Below are 20767 nucleotides of genomic sequence, written 5' to 3'. Positions count from 1 at the left end.
GGTGAGAGTCTACTACGATTGGCAGCGATGACTAACCAAGAACAAGGCCACTCCAAAGGAGGCGGCCGCAACCGCAACCGGTCTCGGCGCAGGCGGCGCCGCCGGCCGGATAATCGCGCGCGTCGCACTAATCAGCAGCGCAAGCCCTACCGCGGTGGTAATGGCCAATCCACGGCCATGGAGACGCGCGATGAAACCTCCGCGGGCGGACTGGTTGTTTCGGGTTTGGCAGAGTGCGTTGATGCCAATGGCCAGGTGGATCTTTCCCGGCTCTATGTGGCGCTCATCGGCCGCCTCGACCGCCGCGGGCGCCTGCTATGGTCCATGCCCAAAGGCCACGTGGAAAATGGCGAGGCCAAGGAAGTCACCGCCGAGCGCGAGGTATGGGAAGAAACAGGCATTTTTGGCGAGGTGTTTGCAGACCTCGGCGTGATTGATTATTGGTTCGTCTCCGATGGGGTGCGTATCCATAAAACCGTCCACCACCACCTGTTGCGTTTTGTGGACGGCATTATGAACGATGAGGATCCGGAGGTCACCGAAGTCTCGTGGATCCCAGTTTCCGAGCTCATCGAGCATTTAGCCTACGCCGATGAGCGCAAGCTGGCGCGCATCGCGCACGATCTCCTTCCCGATCTCGCACGAAAGGAAGCCGCCGCGGGGAAAGTGACCCCACGGTAATGCGCCAACGCCTGAAGTCTTGGGCAGCCGTGGGCGGCTGCGTGGCGGTAGCGGGGTGGGGCTTGTGCCTACCGCTGCCGAATGCAGCGGCACAAATGGATTCTGCCGCGGAAAAACCGCAGGATATCCAGGCGTGGTTGGGCGCGCGCGGTCCGGAGCGGGCCAACCTCGATCTTATTGCGGCCGAGCCCTTCGCCGTGGACCAAGATTTGAAACTTACCTTTCGGGTGCACAATCCCACCGATGAGGCCATGGAGGATCTCCAGCTCACCAGCCGCCGCGGCGATGCTGTTGAGGATACCGCGCAGGCCCGCACGCAGCTGGCCACCGGCGAGTTTCCGTATTACGGCCCCAGCACCACCACCGCGCCGTTGCAACCGGGCGAATCCCGCGAGGTTACCTTCCAGGTTCCCACCTCCTTGCACGGCGAGCAGACCTTGGCGATTGAGGAGCCCGGAGCCTATCCGCTGCTTTTTACCCTCACCGGCACCGTCGGCGGCGAAGCAGTCAGCTTTGCAGAAGAGCGCCTGGTAGGCCAGGTAAAAGGGAAGAAGCCGGCGCTTGGCGATGCCCCCTCGGACCCCAAACCCCACGATCTCAGCGTGGTTTATCCCATCAGCGCCGATATCGACTCGGTACCTGGTGGCACTGGGGGAGAGGACCTTATCCTCTCCTCCGATAAGCTAGCCGCCGAATTGGCGGAGGGCGGCCGCCTCGACCGCTTAGTCAGCACTTATGCCGACCATGATCTGCGCGGGGCGGCCTGCGTAGCCATCGATCCTGCCCTCTTAGACACGGTCAGCCGCATGGCGGAGGGCTATAAGGTGGGCTCCGCCCGCTCATCCCAAGCTGAGCGGCCAAAGCGCCTGCGCGATTCCTGGTTCACTAATAATGACGATGTGCACCTCGAACCCGGCACTGGCAAAGAGGATGCCGCCCGCTGGCTCAATCGCTTGCGGGAGCTAGATTGCTTTATGTCCATGCCCTGGGCCAACGCCAATGCTTCAGCTGTGGCCAAGGCAAATGATCCCTTTCTTACTTATGAGGGACTACAGCGCGGCGATCACACCATCGAGCGAGTTTTAGGGACAAAGCCGGCCACCTCGCTGCTCGCGGTCGGCTCGGGCTACATAGATCAACAACTCCCTGTGCCCGCATTAGTAGCAGATAACACCTCTTGGCCCGGCCGTGCCGTTACTTTCGATGCCTCCTTGGGCGCCCTGCTTGCCCAAACCGGATCCAAGCCACAGACGGTGGGTTATTCCAACCCAGAGCTACGCTATGACTACGCGCTCGATTCCGATCTTTCCCGCGCGATCACCGGCGGCGCAGCCTTAAGCTTGGCCGCTAGCGAGGACACCGTGGCGCGTTTGCCCAATTACTTGGACCCCAGCGCCGCTGAGTATGCGCTCGACTCTGCCCAGACGCTTATCGATTCTGGGGCTTCCCATCCGCGCAGCCTCGCCAGCCGCAAGCTGGAGACCGCGGAGCCTGGTTCGATTCCCGGCAGCCCCTTTAGCGATCCCGCCGCTTTCGCCGAATCCGATATCGTCCGCGTGGAGCAGCAAGCCCGCTATACCGATGAGCTGATGAATATCATGGTCGATGATCCAGATATCGCGCTCACACGCTATGAATTTATCTTGCCTTTGCGCCGGGATCTGCTGACCGCGCTCTCGCTGACCAACCGCGATAGCCTGGGCAGTCATACACAAGCGCGGCGCGCATTTACACACACCATGGATGTGCATTCGGATACGCTGCGGGACCTGCGCTCTTCTGTGGCGCTTATCCCACCGGGCAATGTGTATACCCGCGTTTCCGAGTCATCGCCGCTGCTCATCGTGGCCGAAAACGGTCTTCCGCTACCGGTGGAGGCCAAGCTGCAATACGACGCCCCCGATGGCGCGCGCCTCAACACGCCCAAGAGCGTCCGAATTCCGGCCAAGGGCTCTATTACTGTATCCATGACCGCCGATATGCCTAAGGACGTCGATCGCACGGATATTGGCTTGTGGCTTGCCACCCCAGAAAAGCAAACCATCTCGGAGCCAATCAGTATCGCCGTGCAAACGCGTGCCGGTATCGTAAGCGTGTATGGCGTCGGCATAGCCGGCGCTCTTGCGCTGGTCTTAGCCATGCTCTTCCGGCTAGGCCGCCATCGGCGCAAAAAATCACAAAGGCTTAATAAGTAAGTTGAAGTTGTATCCTCTATGACTGATAAGACTGGCCGCGAGGCCGAACACGTGGAGAAGTCACCTGCAGGTGTAGTTGACCCGACGGATGCCGCCGCGCCGGCAGAACACCGCGCCCCGGCGGGTGCCCGCGGGCGCATCGTCAAGGCCTCTCCTCCGGCTCCGGTACCGGAAAAGCGCCCCACTCCCGCGGAGAAGGGCACCACCGTTCCGCCCGAGGAGGACAAGTCCGCGCTCACCGGCCGCAACGCGGAGACCGAATCCTCGAATCAGGATGTCATCCGCGCAACAGGCACGATGGCCATCGCGACGCTGCTATCCCGCATCACCGGCTTCTTGCGCCAGATGCTCATCGGCGCCACCCTTGGCGCCACGGTAGGCACCGCATTTAGTAGCGCCAACCAGATCCCCAACCTCGTCACCGAGATTGTTCTGGGTGCCGTGCTGACCTCCTTGGTCGTGCCGGTCCTCGTACGCGCGGAAAAGGAAGATACGGATCGTGGCGAGACCTTTGTCCGACGGCTATTTACCCTGGCATTTTCGATCCTGGGCATAGTCACCATCGCCTCCGTAGTACTCGCTCCCTTCTTAACAAGGATGATGCTGCCGGAGGATTCCAAGGCCAATGCCGTGCAGGCAACCTCCTTGGCCTTTTTACTGCTGCCGCAGATCCTTTTCTACGGCCTCTTCGCCCTTTTCCAGGCTGTCTTAAATACGAAGAATATTTTTGGCCCCGGCGCCTGGGCCCCCGTGGTCAATAACATTATCTCCATTAGCGTGCTGCTGGCTTATCGTTTCCTGCCCGGCCAGCTAGATCCCCACGAACCCACTCCAGTGGCCGATCCGCACGTCATGTTGCTGGGCTTGGGAACCACCACCGCCGTAATGGTGCAGTGCCTCATCCTGTTGCCGTACCTAAAGAAGGCCGGCATTAACCTGCGCCCCAAGTGGGGCCTTGATGCCCGCATCAAGCAATTCGGCGGCATGGCACTGGCCATTATTACCTACGTAGCCATCTCCCAATTGGGCTACGTAATTACCTCTCGCGTGGCCGCATACGCGGATGCGGGCGCTCCGCTGGTCTATCAGAATGCCTGGCTCATGCTGCAGGTGCCCTATGGCGTTATTGGCGTGACGCTGCTAACGGCCATCATGCCGCGCCTGTCCCGCAACGCCGCCGACGGCGATGTTGATGCCGTGGTCCACGATCTCACCTTGGGCTCCAAACTAACCTTCATCGCACTTATCCCCATTGTCATCTTCATGACCGGCTTTGGCGTTCCCATCGCCCGCGCGCTTTTCCAATATGGCGCTTACGGCGCCGAAAGCGCCGAGCAGCTCGGCCTGACCATCAGCTTCTCCGCCTTCACACTCATTCCTTACGCACTGGTGCTACTGCACCTTCGCGTGTTCTACGCCCGTGAGGAAGCGTGGACGCCTACCTTCATCATCGCTGGCATCACGTTGACCAAGATCGTCCTCACGCTTTTGGCTCCGCTGATGACCACCAACCCGGACCGCGTGGTCATTCTGCTCGGTACGGCCAATGGCTTTGGCTTTGTCTCCGGTGCGGTCATCGGCGGCTTCCTGCTCAAGCGGAAGCTCGGCAGCCTGGGCGGCAAGGCCGTCACACAGACGGTCCTGTGGGCTTCTGGTGCCGGGCTAGTGGGCCTTATCGTTTCGTGGGTGCTGTACTGGGGAGTGAATTTCCTCCTCCCGGAGAATCTTCCCTCCATCGTCTCGCTGCTCAAGGTCGTTGTTCTTGGCGTCATCTTCCTCATCGCTACTGGCCTAGTGCTGTCCAAGTCCTCCTTGCCGGAGGTACAAAACCTTGCCCGCGCACTCCAGCGCGTCCCGGGCATGTCCCGCTTTATTACCGTCGATTCCTCCAAGGCCATCGAGCTGGAGGAGCCGGATGTACCGGAGATCCGCCCGGTATTTACCCAGGACTCCTTCAATGCCACCTTGGTACCGCCGCCGATGTCCGCCGGCATCGTCCGTGGCCCGCGGTTGGTGCCGGGCGCCCCGGTATCGGATGGCCGCTTCCGCCTGTTGCAGGACCACGGTGCAGTCACCGGCGCACAGTTCTGGCAAGCCCGCGAACAGTCCACCGGCCGCCTAGTTGCAATGACCTTCGTCGATACCAATAGCCTCGCGCCTATCGCTCCCTCGACACCAGGAATCGCGGCACGTCGTTCCGCGGAAATTTCCCGCAATACCCGCCGCCTTGCCGAGCTGGAGCTCAATACGGTGGCGGATAATATCCAAATCTTGTCCTACCGTACCGGCTGCCTAGTGGTGGCGGATTGGTTTGAGGGCACCTCCCTCAAACAGGTGGCGGAGGCCAATAATCTCGATCCCCATTCCGTGGCCCGTGCGACAGCGCCGCTATTTGCCGACGCCGCCGCTGCCCACGATGCCGGCCTCACCCTCGGCGTGGAACACCGCGACCGCTTCCGCGTCTCTACCGATGGCGTAGTCAAGGTTGCCTTCCCAGCGGTACTGGATGGTACCTCCGCCACCACAGATCGCGAGGCTTTAAGCTCCGCCCTCGAGCTGCTTGTAGAGTCCACCGAACCTTCGCCGAAGAAGCTGCGCGATATCTCCGACGATGCCAACCTCTCGGCAGAAGAGGCCGCCCAGCGCGTCGAAGAGGCACATTTTGCGCTCGATAATGCCGACGCGGACAGCCGCGATGAGAAGGCAGAAGGGCTGCAAGCCGCCCAAGAGCTGACGCTAGCCGGCATCGCCCAGCGCCTGCACGACTTTGCACCGGAGGAACCTGAGGACGCGCCCGAAGCCCTACCGGTAAAGGCAGAGCAAGAACCAGCCCAAGAGGATGATCCAGCACAAGAGCCTGGCTTTGGCGGCCGCGGTTATTCCGGTTCTGGCGTCATCGTCATCGGCATCTTCGCCACCATCTTCGTCGTAGCGATGGCCGCATTGACCACCTGGATCATGTCCTTACTCAGCGATGTAGAGGCTTCCAACCCAGTCAGCGAAACCATCAATGGCACCACGGATATCCCGGATACCCCACCGGTGCGCCTCCAGCCCTCCTCCGCGGTCACCGTCCCCGATGACAAAGACAACGCCGCGCTTATCGACGGCAAAACAGCCACCACCTGGTCCACCACCGAAGAAGACACCGGAGTCCTGGTCACCTTGGACAACCCGACCCACCTCGCGGTAATGCCAGTAGTCCAGTCCAATTCCACTGGGGCAAAATACGCGGTCTACGGCGTCAACCAGGAAAGCTTCAATCCCGAGAATCCACAGGCTGGTTCCCTGCATCAATTGGCCCGGGGTAAGTTCAAAAGCGGCAAGGAAGATATTGAGTTGGAGGAAACCAACGAGCAATTCGATGCCCTTCTCCTGATGATTACCGAACTGCCCAAGTCCGATAAGGCAACCATCGCAGATATTGAGCTCGTCGGACAGCCCTAGGAAGGCTCCGGCAGCCGGGACTTAATTCATGATCCATAGATTGACGGCCGAACTGAGGAAAAATCGCCTTCAGTTCGGCCTCAATTTTTATTTTTCTTGAATTTAAAAGTCCATGACCTGCATATTCTAAAATTATTTACTTCAAGTGTTGACTATTTAGAAGTAATGCGTACACTGTGGGGTGTAACGCAAACAACAACCTTAGGAGTATTCACTATGTCCCTCGCAGCAGATACCTACGCACTCGACCCAGCCCACACCGTTATCGGATTCGTCGCCAAGCACGCAATGGTCACCAAGGTCCGTGGCAACTTCGCAGATTTTGAAGGCACCATTACCGTGGCCGAGAACATCGCTGAGTCCAACGCTCAGGCCACCATCCGTACCGCATCCATCTCCACTGGCAACGATGACCGCGATGCACACGTGAAGAACGAGGACTTCTTCGCAGTAGATCAGTACCCGGAGATGACCTTCAAGGCCACCAACCTCAACGTTGATGAGAATGGCAACGGCACCGTCACCGGTGACCTCACCATCAAGGACACCACCAAGTCCGTCGACCTCGACGTGGAAGATGTTGCTACCGCGGAAGACCCGTTTGGCAATACGCGCCTGGGCTTCGAGGCAACCACCAAGATCAACCGCAAGGACTTCGGCATCGATTTCAACGCTCCGCTAAAGACCGGCGGCGTGCTTGTCTCCGAGGAAATCAAGATTGAGCTCGAGGTCTCCGCTATCAAGCAGTAGGGCCTAGGTAGGAGCGCCTCACTCGCGCCCCACATATACCCATAGTTAAGAAGCCGAACTGAGGAAATCACTCCTTCGTTCGGCTCTTCTTTTTCTTCGGCCGCCCCAATTCGCTGGCCTCGGCATATGGATCAGCCACCCCCAGTACCCTCAGTGATGGCGGTAACTATAGTTCGTAGGTATGACCGCACCACAGCACAAGACCCAGCACGAGTTGCTTCAAGGACGCGCAGCGGCGGTGGACCTGCGCGCCTATCACCTCCACCTCGATGTCTCAGGGGTACTCGATGAGCCCACCTACCGCGTGACTACCCGCATCGAACTCAGCAGCAGCGAGCCAAAACTTTTCCTGGATTACCTGGGCGAATCAGTCGCAGAGGTCAAGGTCAATGGCACCCCGCAAGAGGTGGACTTCGACGGCGGCATCATCCGCCTGCACGATCTGCCGGTAGGCGAGGACCTTGCCATCGAGATCACCAGCCACTCTCGTTATTCCCGCACCGGACAGGGACTGCACCGCATGCATGATCAGGCCGATGACTCGACCTACCTGTATTCGCACCTCGAGCCTTCCGATGCCCGCCGCATCTTTCCGTGCCTAGAGCAACCGGACCTCAAGGCCGTCTTCCACGTACACATGACCGCACCGAAACAGTGGCAGATTCTCTCCAATCAGCCAGAAGTCGAACGCCGCGAGGAGGGCGATATCGCCACCGTTACTTTTGCGCCGACTCCGCCACTATCGACGTACCTGACTTCTTTCGCCGCCGGTCCCTACAAGTATCAAGAGCGCACGTGGACCGCGCCGGATGGCAGCCACTCGGTACAGCTGCGCGCCTTTGCGCGCGCGTCCATGTTTGAGCACCTCGACGAGGAAATTCTGGAACTTACCGCCCAAGGCATGGACTTCTTCCACCAGAATTTTGGCTATCCCTATCCGTGGGGCAAGTACGATTCCATCTTTGTGCCCGAGTACAACCTGGGTGCCATGGAAAACCCTGGCTTGGTGACCTTCACAGAGAACTACATTTTCCGCTCCCATGCCACCCGCGCGCAGCATGCCGGCCGTGCAAACACCATCCTGCACGAGATGTCCCATATGTGGTTCGGTGATCTAGTCACCCCTCAGTGGTGGGATGACTTGTGGCTCAAGGAGTCCTTTGCGGAATTTATGGGCGCCGATTCTTCCGTACACGGCACCGCATACGTCGAGGCCTGGGCCAATTTTGCCGGCGCCCGCAAGAATTGGGCTTATCTGCAAGACCAGCTGCCCACTACACACCCGATCAAGGCGGAGATCCCAGACGTGGATGCCGCGCGCCAGAACTTCGACGGCATTACCTATGCCAAAGGCGCCGCGGTGCTCAAGCAGCTGGTGCACTATGTCGGCCGCGATAATTTCTACGCCGGTGCCCGCGACTACTTCCAAGAGCACGCCTTTGCCGCCGCCACCTTTGATGACCTCTTGAGGGCGCTCAAAAAGCACACGGACCGCGACCTCGATGCTTGGTCGGACGCTTGGCTGCGCACCTGGGGCCCAGATACGCTCACTCCCGAGTTGCACACCGAAGGCGAGAAGATTGCGGAGCTAGCCATCATTGCGGAGGCCGAGGATGTCACCCGGCCACACCGCCTAACCGCCTCGCTTTTTGATGCTTCCCTACACAAGTACCGCGAGATCGACATCGATCTCCCAGCCGGCGATGGCACCACCCGTACCATCATTGATGAGGCAGCCGGTCTCCCGGCCCCAGCATTGCTGCTGCTTAACGACGCCGACCATACCTACGCCAAGATCCGCTTCGACGAGACTTCGCTGGATACCGTCGAGCACCGCTTAACCGAGATCGAGGATGAATTGACCCGCGCGGTCATTTGGACCGCCCTGTGGAACCTCACTCGCGATGGGGAATTGACGGCGGTTGACTATGTCGGGGGCGTCGTCAAGCACGAAGCCTACGAGACCAACACGACGCTGCTGGCTACTGCCTGCGCCAATGCCAATTTTGCCATTGCGCACTATGTTGCGGACGCAGAGCTCGAGCAGGCCCGCACTGACTATGCCGAGGCAATCTGGGGCCACCTAGACGAGGCCGAATCAGCCTCGGATGCGCAGCTTGTGCTCGCTCGCGCCGCCATCCGCGCCCTCGCCGCAACACCGGAGCAATCCGGCACCGAGCGCCTTAAGGCCCTGCTTTCCGGTGACATTGCGGGCCTTCGTTTGGACCCCGAAATCCGCTGGTCCGTCCTGCGCGCCCTCGCTGCCCGCGATGCCGTAACCCCGGCCGAGCTCGAGGAGGAAAAGCAGCGCGATAATACGCTGACCGGCTCTACCGAATTCCTCGGCGCCAGCCACGCCTTCCCCACGCCGGAGACCAAGCGCGCTGCATTCGATAAGGCGCTTGCCCCTGGTGCGTACTCCAATGCCGAGGTGGACGCGCTGGTTGCCGGCTTCAATGCGCCGCGCTCGGCCGCGCTGCAGGAGGCCTTTGCGGAGGAATTCTTCTCCCGCGTTGAGGATATCTGGGCCGCGCACCCGATTGAGATTGCCAACCGCCTCATCCGTGGCTTCTACCCAGAGTTGCCCATGGCCGATGCCGCCACGACACACCTGCTGCACCGAGAGCTTCCAGGTGCGCTGCGCCGCGTGCTGCTGGAGTGCCGAGATAACCTGCGGCGCACTCTGCGCGTGCGGGCTGGTCAATAGACTGTACAGCCTAGCGCTCGCGCCCTAGCTTCCCTCGGGTCACACTGTATATAAGAGTTATTGATCCGGGGGGAAATTTACATATGACTATTAGTCATGAGCGCAGTGACGAAGAACTAGTTGATGCTTTTATCGAGGGGGACAATAAGGCCTTTTCCACCATCGTGGAACGCCACCGCACGCGGCTGACCACAGTGGCACGCCGCTACACCAGAAACGATCATGACGCCCAAGATGTGGTCCAGGAAGCCTTTCTGCGCGCCAGTTGCAATCTACACTCGTATCGCCGCGAGTCCGCGCTGTCGACCTGGCTGCACCGGCTGGTGAAAAACTCTGGTTATGACTACCTCAACCACCGCTCGAACAGGGAAAATGCCTCTTTAGATGCGGAAGACTTCGAAGACGATCGCAATCCGCTGCTGGCACATAATCCCTCCGAAAACCTAGCGGAGCAGCTGGTGGTGCGCGAGGCCATGCAGCTGCTGCGTGAGGATCAACGAGAGGCGCTGGTACTTACCGACGTCGCCGGTTTCCGCGTTGGCGAAGTCGCCACCGCCCAAGGGGTAAAGCCCGGCACCATCAAATCCCGCCGTGCCCGCGCAAGACAAGTCCTACGCGTCGCCATCGGGTGAGTTTGCTAATACCGACGTTTGCCACCGTGGCGGGTAGACTCATGGCGTTACGCGAAACCACACTCTGATTTAAGGGAGTTAGCAATGACCGTCCACGATGTTGCCATCGTAGGTTCCGGCCCTGCCGGTTACACCGCCGCGCTGTACGCGGCACGCGCCGAGCTCAACCCGATTGTCTTCGAGGGCTTCGAGTACGGCGGCGAGCTTATGAATACCACCGAGGTAGAAAACTACCCCGGCTTCCAAAAGGGCATCATGGGCCCAGAGCTCATGGAAGAAATGCGCGCCCAGGCCATCCGCTTCGGTGCGGATCTCCGCATGGAGGTCGTTGACTCCGTTGAGCTGGAAGGCGATATTAAAAAGCTGCACGTGGGTGACGAGCTCTTTGAGGCCCGCGCCGTCATCCTCGCCACCGGTGCCGCCCCGCGCCACCTCGGCGTACCAGGTGAGGAAGAACTTACCGGCCGCGGCGTTTCTACCTGCGCTACGTGCGATGGCTTCTTCTTCAAGGACCACAATATCGCTGTTATCGGCGGCGGCGACTCTGCCATGGAGGAGGCTACCTTCCTCACCAAGTTCGCGGACTCTGTCACCATTGTGAACCGCTCCGAGAACTTCCGCGCCTCCAAGATCATGCTGGAGCGCGCCCAGGCCAACGAAAAGATCAAGTGGGAGACCAATAAGATCGTCGAAGAAGTTATTGAAGCCGATGGCAAGGTCGGCGCACTCAAACTCAAGGACGTCACCAACGGCGAGACTTCCACCTTGGACGTCACTGCCATGTTCGTAGCAATTGGCCATGATCCGCGCTCTTCCTTCCTCAATGATCAGGTTGAGCTCAATGACAACGGCTATGTTGTAGTTGACCAGCCCACCACTAAAACCTCCCTACCAGGTGTTTTCGCCTGCGGTGACTTGGTGGATGACCACTACCAGCAGGCAATTACCGCTGCCGGCTCCGGTTGCCGTGCAGCAATTGATGCGGAACATTTCCTCGCAGAAAACCGTTAATTTAGTATGAGCAACGTCAAGAATGTAACCACCGATACGTTCCGTCAGGACGTCATCGAGTCCGATAAGCCCGTCGTCGTAGACTTCTGGGCTGAATGGTGTGGCCCCTGCAAGAAGCTTTCCCCCATCCTGGAAGAGGTGGCAGACGAGCTTGCTGGCCAGGTCACCATCGCCAAAGTAAACGTGGATGAAGAGCGCAATCTGGGCGCCATGTTCCAGATCATGTCCATCCCAAACGTGCTGATTTTCAACCACGGCGAGAAGGTAGATGAATTTGTTGGTCTGCGTTCTAAAGATGACATCGTGGCGCAAGTGAAAAAGCAGCTTTAACTGTTAATCTAATTTCTATTAGATTAAGCGTGTAGAAATTCTGGAATGCGGCCCAAATTAAAGCGGGCTGCGAAAGGGGTAAAAGGCGTGAATCGCGTTCTTCGAGTCGGCGATACAAGCGTGCGTGTAGCTGAGGCTCGCGCCACCTTGGCCCGTCTCGGCCTCTTGTCAGATTTCAAGGGGGAGCTTTCTGCATGGAAGAAGCAGAAGTACTCCGAGAGCGACAAGAGCTTTGATGCCAATTTGTCTGAGGTCCTCAAGGCCTTTCAGCAATCGCGCGGCATCGTGCCCACGGGTGAGATCGATGACCTCACCCTGCGCGAACTGCGCCAAGCCTCGTACACGCTCGGCAGCCGCGTGCTCAGCTACGAGCCCGCAAATGCACTGGTGGGTGACGATATCTCCCAGCTGCAGCAGCAACTGCAAGAACTTGGTTTCTACCAGCAGCGTGTAGATGGCCACTTCGGCCCTAATACCCACGCCGCGCTGAAGGAATACCAACACAACTGCGGCCTGCAAGAAGACGGTGTATGCGGCCCCGCCACCATCCGCGCGCTTGGTCTGCTCGGCCGCCGCATCACTGGCGGCTCCGCACACAATATTCAAGAACGCGAGCGCGTGCGCAACGCAGGCCCGAAGCTGGCCGGCAAGCGCGTCGTCATCGATCCCGCCCTAAGCGGCGGCGAAGCTGGACAGCTGGTCAAGGGTCGCTTCGGCGATATTTCAGAGCAAGAAATCCTGTGGGATCTTACCCAGCGAATCGAAGGGCGCATGATTGCAGCGGGAATGGAGACCATCATCTCCCGGCCCCGCACCTCCGATGCTGATGTAAAGTCGCGCGCCGAACTGGCAAATGCCTTCGATGCGGACATTGTGATTTCTTTGGCCTGCGATTCTTACCCCAATGAGAAGGCCAATGGTGTTGCCACCTTCTACTTTGGTTCTGAGTTGGGCAATTCCTCGCTCATTGGTGAGACCCTCTCTGGGTTCATCCAGCGCGAAATCGTCGCCCGCACCGAGCTGCTAGACTGCGGCAACCACGGCCGCACCTGGGATCTGCTGCGCCTGACCCAGATGCCGGTCATCCAGATAGTGCTGGGATATCTGACCAACCCAGAAGACGTAAAGATTCTCACCAATCCGTCCCGCCGCGATGACATTGCCGAAGCCATCGTCATTGCAGTAAAGCGCATGTACCTCATGGAGCAGGACACCGCTGTGACAGGCGCATATAAGTTCTCCGAGCTTCTGCAAGCCGAGCAGGCCTAGACCTAGTCACCTAGGCCAAAGCGCGAGCTAGGAAATCTTCAACAGCCGCCGCACTGAGCACATCGTGCTCCGGCGGAAGCTCCAAGCGCAGGCGGGGGAGTACTGGGTGATCGGCGGCCACCTCGAAGCCGGCTGAGCGCAGAGTGTCATAAGGCATTAGCCCGATATAGGCTGGCTTATGGCCCAAAAATTCTGCCGCAGCAAGGGGGTCACCGTAATAGCCAAAAACCTCTACTGCGCAGCTGCCGCGGTTAGTTAGGTGCATAATGGCGGCGTCGACAGGCACTGCCTCAATGCCACGCCCCGCTAAATGAGCCTTGACGAAGAGCGAGGTAATAACCTCCGCATCCTCAGAAATGGGTGCGGTGGGAAGTTTGGCGGCGCCGGCGGCATCCTCACGGGAACAAAACAAAATGGTGGCGTCCTCGCCCACGGTAAAGCCGCACTGCCCAAAAGACAGCAGGGTAGTAGCCAGCCATGCTTCCTTTTCAAAAACGGGATCGCTAACCGCAGCCTCAAGCTCCCAAAAGGTACTACGCGCAGCCTGGCGGTGGATGCGCGTGCCTTCGGTCACCGGCTCGAGGATCATCGCCTCGAACTACTGCTGGCCCTCAATAAGCGACATGATGCGCTCGAAATCTTCTTGGTCTCCAAATTCCACGACCATCTTTCCTTTGCGCTTGCCCATGGTCACGGTGACCTTGGTATCGAAGCGATCGGACAGCCGCTCAGCGGAATCGGTGAAGTACTGCGGCTGCGGCGCTGGCTGCTTCTTCCTAGTTTCAGCCGGCTTGCCGTCACGCTTATAGAGGGTCACGGCCTCCTCAGTAGCGCGCACGGAAAGGCCCTCCGCGATAATGCGGTTGGCAATGTACTCCATGGCCTCGGTGTCCTCCAAGGACAAAAGCGCGCGGGCATGGCCGGCAGATAAGGTCCCTGCGGCAACGCGCTTTTGTACCTCTACTGGCAGCTTGAGCAGGCGCAGCATATTGGTCACTTGCGGGCGCGAGCGGCCAATGCGGTCCGCCAGCTCGTTTTGTGTAACGCCGAATTCTTCCAGCAGCTGCTGGTAAGCATGCGCCTCTTCCAAGGGGTTGAGCTGCACGCGGTGGATGTTTTCCAGCAGGGCATCGCGCAGCAGGTTGTCATCCTTGGTGTCGCGCACGATGGCTGGAATAGTAGCTAGGCCCGCCTTGGAAGAAGCGCGCCAACGGCGCTCACCCATGATGAGCTCAAAGCCGCCCTCTTCGGAAGGACGCACAACAACAGGCTGCAAAAGGCCGAACTCGCGAATGGAGTGTACGAGCTCGGCAAGCTCATCTTCATCGAAGACGGTGCGAGGCTGTTTGGGGTTGGGGATAATATCCCCAATAGAAATCTCGCGATAGGTCGCGCCAATTGGGGCCGGAGTGGCCTGGCGCTTCTTGGAAGACTTAGAACCCGATCCCTGTTGAATGGTTGGGGCACCTTTGACGCGCTTGCCCTCGCCACCCTTACGGCTCGGCTGCGGAGTGGAATTGCCCAAGATGATATCCGCAGCGGAATCGCCCAAGCGCGGCTTGCGGGTAGGTGCATCAGGACCGGACGGGATGAGTGCGGCTAGGCCTTTGCCAAGGCCGCCTTGCTTCTGTTCTGCCATGAGTTCCTATCCTTCCAATTCCGCGTAAATCTCTGGGCTTACGCCAATCGCACCGGTTGTCGGATGCGGGCGATAATCGCCGCGCCGGTTGAGCTCGCGAGCCGCCGCAAGGTAGGCCCGCGCACCAGTAGATGAGGGCGCGTAATCAATAACCGTAGTACCGTACCCCGGCGCCTCGGAAACACGCACGGAGCGCGGGATAACATTGCCCAGCACCACGGCACCAAACTGCTCGCGAACGTTATCTGCCACATCTTCCGCCAAACGGGTGCGAGCATCATACATAGTAAGCAGCACGGCGGAAATGTGTAAGTCCTCGTTGAGGTGTTCACGAATCATGGAAATATTACCCAAAAGCTGGCCCACGCCCTCTAGGGCGTAGTACTCGCATTGAATTGGGATGATAACCTCTTCAGCGCACGTCATCGCATTGATGGTAAGCAAGCCAAGCGATGGCGGGCAGTCAATGAAGACATATTCGAAGCCATACTCTTCCAGAAAGCCGTTATGTAGGGCGTCATAGAGCCGAAATTCGCGGCGTACCAAAGACACCATTTCAATCTCCGCGCCAGCCAAGTCGATGGTGGCGGGAATGCAAAAGAGATTCTCATTGTGGGAAGAAGGCTGCATAGCCTTTTCCGCACTGCAGTCACCTAGGAGGACCTCATAGCTGGAATCGGTGCCGGAGTTATGTTCCGCGCCCATGGCCGTGGAGGCGTTTCCCTGCGGGTCGAGGTCAATCACCAGCACTTTCTTGCCCTCTGTAGCTAGCGCTGCGGCCAAGTTGGCGGCGGAGGTGGTTTTACCTACGCCGCCTTTCTGGTTAGCAATGGTGATAAGGCGCGGATTAGTCATGCCGTCTACTTTAGTTCACGCGCGGGACACGAATGATCGTGGTTCCCTCGATGGTGCTGACCTCGGCCTTTCCTCCGCCGGCCTTCTTAATGTCGGTAGCATCGCGCTCCAATTCCTCATGTACTGAGGAGCCCTTCAGCGCGATCATCTCGCCACCTTTACGAACAAGCGGCAGGGACCATTTGGCCAGCTTGCCCAGCGGTGCCACGGCTCGGGAAGTCACCACGTCCGCGCCCGCCACAGCTTTTTTGATCGGGCCTTCCTCGGCACGGCCACGCAATACCGTGACATTATCGAGGCCAAGCTCCTTAACGACCTCGTTGAGGTAATTATAGCGCTTGAGCAACGGCTCAATCAGCGTGATTTGCAGGTCCGGGCGCGCAATGGCCAGCGGAATACCGGGCAGCCCAGCACCTGAGCCGACGTCGATAACCGTGGCACCTTCTGGGATAGCCTGCTTGACGACGGCGCAATTAATAATGTGCCTATCCCACAGACGTGGCACCTCGCGGGGGCCTATAAAACCACGAGTGGACCCGTCCGTAGCGAGCGAATCATGGTAAGCCTGCGCGAGGGGCAAGCGGGAGCCGAATACTACTGACGGGTCCATCTCGGACACGATGGGGTTCTCCTCCGTGTTTATTTGTTTTTGCGCTGTTTCTTTGTGCGGTTGTCCTTCTTACGGGCACCCGGTTTAGGAGCAGAGGTGCGCTTGGCCTCAGCCTTAGCGGCTTCCTCCTCTTCTTCCTCGCGGTCCATCTTGGCATAGACAATGCGGGTTTGGAAGAAGGTCCAAACGGTATTGGCCATCATGTAAAACAGCAGACCAATCGGCCAGATGAAGCCGGAGAAAATCAGCATGGCCGGCATGACCCACAGCATCATCTTGGACATCATGGCCATTTGCTGCTGCATCATTTCCGCATTCTGTCCCTGCGGAGCTTGAGTTTTGCCAGCAGCACGACGCTCTTCTTGACGGTTCAAGCTCATGCGGGCATTGAAGTGAGTCATGACTGCAATGATGGCAATCATCGGAACGATGATTACTGCCGCCTGGCTAGTAGTCACGCCTTCTACAATCGGTGAATTCAAACGCAGGTTGGTCACCAGTGGTACATCAAAGATCTTGGCGTCCAGGAACTGTTGAACCAGATCCGGCTTGAAGATGTAGTTCGCGGTATTGGCGTTTTCTTCAATAGACATCGGATCGCCACTGGGGTGGCCAATACCACCGGCCACAGCGACAGTGCGGTCGAAGGAGCGCAGCACGTGGAACAAACCAACGAACATCGGAATCTGCACAAAGACCGGCAGGCAGCCAGCCATCGGACGGACTCCGGATTCCTTGTAGACCTTCTGCATTTCCTGCGCGGCCTTGGTTTGGTCATTGCCATACTTCGCCCGGATTTCCTGCACCTTAGGCTGGATTTCCTGCATTTTGCGCGAGGAGCGAATCTGGCTGATGGTCGGCTTGACCATTAGCGCCTTAAGCGTCCAGGTCAGCAGCACAATGGCCAGGATCCACGTAATGCCCCACGATGGGTCCATTACGAAGGATAGCAGCCAGTGCCAGAACCATAAAACGGCCGAGATTGGCCAGTAAATGAAATTAAGCACGAGTGTTTAATCCTCAGTTGTTGTTGGTATCCGGGACTGGGTCAAACCCACCCGGATGCCAGGGACCACATTTGCAGACCCTAGCTATTGCCATCGCCGTACCCTTAAATGCGCCGTGTTTGGATAATGCTTCAAGGGCATAAGCACTGCATGTCGGTTCGAACCGACAGGTCGATACCATCTTAAGGCCAGAGACATGTTTTTGGTAGAAACGAACCACTTTTACCATTGGTTCGGCTAATCCTCTGGCCGGCGGAATTTCCTCCCCGCGGGAGTTTAGATATCCCATTGTTTGCGCAGCGCTTTGGCAAGATCTTTTTCTAGTTGCTCACTGCTGGCAGTGGCGCTGGCGGGAAGGGCACGGATGACGACGTCCACGCTGGCAGGCAACTTAGGGACAAATGTCATGCACACATGGCGAAGCCGCCGGGAGGTGCGGTGGCGAACCACTGCATTCCCGACGGCTTTGGAAACAATCAGCCCGAATCGCGGCCCAGAGGCCGCGATACCGGCCACCTTGTCCGTACCTGCGTTATCGCGCGCATGCACGACAACCGTACGAGTGCCCGCCCGGCGGCTGCCCTTCATCGTGCGCCGAAATTGCACCGGCGACGTGAGCTTATGCTGGGCTGGAAGCATAACTTATGCAGTCAGCTTTGCGCGGCCCTTCTTGCGACGAGCTGCAACGATAGCGCGACCTGCACGGGTGCTCATGCGGGTGCGGAAGCCGTGCTTACGAGCACGACGACGGTTGTTCGGCTGGAACGTGCGCTTACCCTTTGCCACGTTAATTCTCCTTGAAGTTGTGCGTAGGCACACCGCCGCTGCTGGGCAGCGGCGCACCTACTGATGAATAGATTCCATGAACCTGACGCGTCACAGTCTCTCCGGTGCACAGCGAGCCAATGGGCCCAGCCAGTACGAGGTGACGCGGTCACTTTCACGCGCAACTCTTTGTTGCAATAGACCATGCCAGACTACGTGATTTCTGCCGCTGGAAACAAATCGACACCCGGGTACACCCGAAATTACATAAATGTTTTTTCCTGCAGCTAGGCGGCCAGATTCCGGGCTCTTACTGCACCTAATCCACCGCGCTGGAGGACCCACCCGAACCGGCGCCCGGGTGGTGAATTTTTCTCGCTAGACACACCCGCCGTTTCGGCGGTACAACAGAAGAATCAAATTCCACAGCCAAGCCAGGCATGTGGATAACTCTAAATCAACACTTGAGACTTTTGTAGTTTCCGCAGCGTAGAGCCATAAACCAGCCGATGAAGAGTTATCCACAGCCATGAACTAAGCTGTGAATAACTATTTCATCCACACCTGTGGATAACTCTGTGGAGATCGAGGTGACTCGATAAAAACCGATGTGAAAACCACAGTGGAATCCGCGGTGAAAATTGTAATTCTATGTCCATCCGTCCCCGACTAAATTCCACAAAGGTAGCCTGTTGTGACTGACCCACAAGCGAACCTGCATGCCGTTTGGCGCGCGGTCGTTGATGACCTGCTCGCACAATCCGAGCAACCCAATTCCGAGGTCCCCAGTTTTTCGCATTCACAACGCCTCTACCTCCAGCTGGTTCGTCCTATCATGATGGTCGACGGGTATACCCTTGTCGCCGCTGAGAACTTGGATGCCAAAAATGTGGTCGAAAATGAACTAGGCGAGCACATCGCTAAGGCATTAACCCGCCACCTCGGGCGTCCCTGCTCCTTCGCAGTCACTCTTGCTACACCGCAAGAACCGCAACCACCGGCCACAGCCCCCTCTCCCCAGGCAGCTCCTCCTCAGCAGCAGGCTCCCCAAGCGCAGCCTCCACAGAACGCGGAATCCCCTCAGACTTACATTCCGCGCCCGCAACAAACCGATACCGCTGCACAACAGGCCCCCACCCAGAACAATTGGCAGTCCAGCCACGCTCCAGCCAGCCTGGATGAGCTAGCACAGCACTATAACCAACAGCAGGCAAAATCCGCTGGCAATTTCTCTGGTACTGCTACCAACGCTGCGCGCATCCCACGCGAAGCCCCAGCACACGATCCCAACCGCGAGACTTCGCTGAATCCAAAGCACACCTTCGATAGCTTCGTGATTGGTTCTTCGAATCGTTTTGCCAATGGTGCCGCCGTAGCTGTGGCCGAAAACCCCGCCCGTGCCTATAACCCCCTATTTATCTGGGGCGGTTCTGGTCTAGGCAAAACGCACCTTTTGCACGCTGCTGGCAATTACGCCCAGGTGCTGCACCCAGGTCTGCGCGTGAAATACGTGTCTTCGGAAGAATTTACGAATGACTATATTAATTCACTGCGCGATGACCGCCAGGAATCATTCAAGCGGCGCTACCGTAATCTCGACATTTTGATGGTCGATGATATCCAGTTCTTGGAAGGCAAGGAATCGACCCAGGAAGAGTTCTTCCATACTTTCAATGCCCTGCACCAAGCCAATAAGCAGATCATTTTGTCTTCGGACCGGCCACCCAAGCAACTGACAACATTGGAGGATCGCCTCCGCACCCGCTTTGAAGGCGGTCTTATTACCGATATTCAGCCGCCAGATCTAGAAACGCGCATCGCGATTTTGATGAAGAAGGCAGCCAATGATGGCACCGAAGTAGACCGCTCCGTGCTGGAGCTCATTGCCTCGCGCTTTGAATCTTCTATTCGCGAGCTCGAAGGCGCGCTCATCCGTGTTTCGGCCTATTCCTCTTTGGTTAATGAACCAATCAACGTGGAGATGGCGGAAATCGCGTTGCGTGATTTGGCCCCGGATTCCGCTGATCGGCAAATCACCGCTACCTCGATTATGGAGGTCACGGCAGAATTCTTCGATATTGATGTAGAAACTCTGCGCGGTGCCGGAAAGAAGCGTGCAGTGGCGCATGCTCGTCAGCTGGCGATGTATCTGTGCCGCGAGCTTACCGAGCTATCCCTTCCTAAAATCGGCGAGCAGTTCGGCGGTAAGGACCACACCACCGTTATTTATGCGGATCGCAAGATTCGTAAGGAGATGACTGAAAAGCGCAATACCTATGACGAGATCCAGGCACTGACCCAGCGCATCAAAAACCGCGGACGCGCCTAATCCTCGCAGAAATTGTTTCAGCGCCTTCCTTATATAAAGGAGGGCGCTTTTGCTTTGCCTGTTGGCGCATCTCCTATCCTGCCTAATCCCGCGTAGAACGACAGAACTGCATAACTCGGATCTAAGCACTGACCCTGTCTAGGAAAACAACGCACCGCCACCGGAAAGTGCTCGCAACCTCTTGTAATTTCACAAAAGAACCGAAAGATCTTCGAAAGATAGCCATTTAACTGGGCAAAAAGTTATCCACAACGTTATTCACACTTGTGTAATTTCATCTTTGTAATTCATAGATCTTACTCACAGTTTCAAATTCCACAGGCCCTATGCAGGAAGAACCACCCTGTGATCAGGGATGTGTGTAGATCGGTGATCAAATGACAAAACCTGTGGATAAAACGGCGACCCCGATAGTTGTCCACAATTCGCCCCACTTGATCACAGCAAGATCACACGATTTGGCACACCCCGGATCTGGGCCGTGAACTTGTCATTTACCTAGTTACCCACAGATCCCACAGCGCTTATTACTACTACTAA

General features: G+C 57.9%; 17 protein-coding genes and 1 pseudogene. 10 read left to right on the top strand and 8 right to left on the bottom strand.

What is annotated here, in order from left to right; all coding sequences use genetic code 11:
* Positions 1 to 87: 87 nt before the first annotated feature.
* From L8V01_RS08640 to L8V01_RS08600, 9 genes and pseudogenes are all read left to right on the top strand, one after another.
* Positions 88 to 681, top strand: a pseudogene (locus L8V01_RS08640) (NUDIX hydrolase); the annotation flags it as partial.
* The gene (locus L8V01_RS08635; RefSeq protein WP_269946668.1) at positions 681 to 2876 is read left to right on the top strand and encodes a DUF6049 family protein; all 2196 of its coding nucleotides are present in this window, start codon (positions 681 to 683) and stop codon (positions 2874 to 2876) included. The pseudogene L8V01_RS08640 and the gene L8V01_RS08635, both read left to right, overlap by 1 nt.
* 18 nt (positions 2877 to 2894) lie before the next feature.
* Complete coding sequence (murJ, locus tag L8V01_RS08630; RefSeq protein WP_269946667.1) at positions 2895 to 6323, top strand: murein biosynthesis integral membrane protein MurJ; 3429 nt, start codon at positions 2895 to 2897, stop codon at positions 6321 to 6323.
* A 216-nt stretch (positions 6324 to 6539) separates the two neighbouring features.
* Entirely contained in the window at positions 6540 to 7073 is a 534-nt protein-coding gene (locus tag L8V01_RS08625) for a YceI family protein (protein WP_269946666.1), read from the top strand.
* Positions 7074 to 7254: 181 nt separating this feature from the next.
* The gene (gene pepN / locus L8V01_RS08620; protein WP_269946665.1) at positions 7255 to 9780 is read left to right on the top strand and encodes an aminopeptidase N; all 2526 of its coding nucleotides are present in this window, start codon (positions 7255 to 7257) and stop codon (positions 9778 to 9780) included.
* Between the two features lie 83 nt (positions 9781 to 9863).
* Positions 9864 to 10412: an RNA polymerase sigma factor gene (locus L8V01_RS08615; protein WP_269946664.1), complete on the top strand. Its 549-nt coding sequence runs from the start codon at positions 9864 to 9866 to the stop codon at positions 10410 to 10412.
* Between the two features lie 84 nt (positions 10413 to 10496).
* The gene (trxB, locus tag L8V01_RS08610; RefSeq protein ID WP_269946663.1) at positions 10497 to 11423 is read left to right on the top strand and encodes a thioredoxin-disulfide reductase; all 927 of its coding nucleotides are present in this window, start codon (positions 10497 to 10499) and stop codon (positions 11421 to 11423) included.
* A gap of 6 nt (positions 11424 to 11429) precedes the next feature.
* A complete protein-coding gene (trxA, locus tag L8V01_RS08605; RefSeq protein ID WP_259887624.1) occupies positions 11430 to 11753 on the top strand; it encodes a thioredoxin in 324 nt (107 codons plus the stop codon).
* Between the two features lie 87 nt (positions 11754 to 11840).
* Positions 11841 to 13022, top strand: coding sequence for an N-acetylmuramoyl-L-alanine amidase (locus L8V01_RS08600; protein WP_269946662.1), 1182 nt, complete (start codon positions 11841 to 11843; stop codon positions 13020 to 13022).
* 10 nt (positions 13023 to 13032) lie between these two features.
* Here the strand turns inward: L8V01_RS08600 and L8V01_RS08595 are convergent, their stop codons facing one another.
* Genes L8V01_RS08595 through rpmH form a run of 8 tightly spaced genes read right to left on the bottom strand, consistent with a single transcriptional unit; the run spans position 13033 to position 17919 of the window.
* On the bottom strand, positions 13033 to 13611 hold the full coding sequence (locus tag L8V01_RS08595) for a hypothetical protein (RefSeq protein ID WP_269946661.1): 579 nt from the start codon (positions 13609 to 13611) through the stop codon (positions 13033 to 13035).
* A gap of 9 nt (positions 13612 to 13620) precedes the next feature.
* On the bottom strand, positions 13621 to 14661 hold the full coding sequence (locus L8V01_RS08590) for a ParB/RepB/Spo0J family partition protein (RefSeq protein ID WP_269946660.1): 1041 nt from the start codon (positions 14659 to 14661) through the stop codon (positions 13621 to 13623).
* Between the two features lie 6 nt (positions 14662 to 14667).
* On the bottom strand, positions 14668 to 15516 hold the full coding sequence (locus L8V01_RS08585) for a ParA family protein (RefSeq protein ID WP_269946659.1): 849 nt from the start codon (positions 15514 to 15516) through the stop codon (positions 14668 to 14670).
* Between the two features lie 10 nt (positions 15517 to 15526).
* Entirely contained in the window at positions 15527 to 16126 is a 600-nt protein-coding gene (rsmG, locus tag L8V01_RS08580; RefSeq protein ID WP_269946720.1) for a 16S rRNA (guanine(527)-N(7))-methyltransferase RsmG, read from the bottom strand.
* Between the two features lie 29 nt (positions 16127 to 16155).
* A complete protein-coding gene (gene yidC, locus L8V01_RS08575) occupies positions 16156 to 17133 on the bottom strand; it encodes a membrane protein insertase YidC (protein ID WP_269946658.1) in 978 nt (325 codons plus the stop codon).
* A 13-nt stretch (positions 17134 to 17146) separates the two neighbouring features.
* Positions 17147 to 17362 (bottom strand): membrane protein insertion efficiency factor YidD, encoded by a 216-nt coding sequence (gene yidD, locus L8V01_RS08570; protein ID WP_259887629.1) that lies wholly within the window; start codon positions 17360 to 17362, stop codon positions 17147 to 17149.
* A gap of 47 nt (positions 17363 to 17409) precedes the next feature.
* Positions 17410 to 17772 (bottom strand): ribonuclease P protein component, encoded by a 363-nt coding sequence (gene rnpA / locus L8V01_RS08565; protein WP_269946657.1) that lies wholly within the window; start codon positions 17770 to 17772, stop codon positions 17410 to 17412.
* A gap of 3 nt (positions 17773 to 17775) precedes the next feature.
* Positions 17776 to 17919 carry a 50S ribosomal protein L34 gene (rpmH, locus tag L8V01_RS08560; RefSeq protein ID WP_003847033.1) on the bottom strand — a complete coding sequence of 48 codons (144 nt, stop codon included), beginning with the start codon at positions 17917 to 17919 and terminating at the stop codon, positions 17776 to 17778.
* Between the two features lie 673 nt (positions 17920 to 18592).
* Between rpmH and dnaA the strand changes: the two genes are divergently transcribed.
* Entirely contained in the window at positions 18593 to 20227 is a 1635-nt protein-coding gene (gene dnaA / locus L8V01_RS08555) for a chromosomal replication initiator protein DnaA (RefSeq protein ID WP_269946656.1), read from the top strand.
* Positions 20228 to 20767 lie beyond the last annotated feature (540 nt).

The sequence above is a fragment of the Corynebacterium curieae genome (assembly GCF_027570035.1).
Classification (GTDB): domain Bacteria; phylum Actinomycetota; class Actinomycetes; order Mycobacteriales; family Mycobacteriaceae; genus Corynebacterium; species Corynebacterium curieae.
The sequence above is the reverse complement of the archived record's forward strand: the minus strand, read 5'-3'. Positions and strand labels throughout refer to the sequence as shown.